1 protein-coding gene is annotated in these 219 nt (G+C 74.0%); it reads right to left on the reverse strand.

What is annotated here, in order from left to right; translation table 11 throughout:
* Positions 1-219 (reverse strand): efflux RND transporter permease subunit (locus AX737_RS14080; protein ID WP_156453713.1); only part of this gene is annotated, 219 nt, incomplete at both ends.

Here is a 219-nt window from a genome sequence, read left to right on the forward strand (position 1 = left end):
CCTGCACCACGATGCGGCGCCGGGCGTTCTCGCGCAGGATCTGGTTCGGCCCGTCCGTCTCGCGGATGTCGGCCACCTGCCGCGCCGGCACCCAGCCAGAGGGCGTCTCCAGCAGCAGGTCGCCCAGCCCAGCGGTGGTCCGGCGGTTCTCCGACAGGCGCAGGACCACGTCGAAGCGGCGCACGCCGTCGACGACCGTCGAGACCACCCGCCCGTTCG

Origin of the sequence: Methylobacterium sp. CCH5-D2, from assembly GCF_001556475.1 — a bacterium.
Classification (GTDB): Bacteria; Pseudomonadota; Alphaproteobacteria; order Rhizobiales; family Beijerinckiaceae; genus Methylobacterium; species Methylobacterium hispanicum.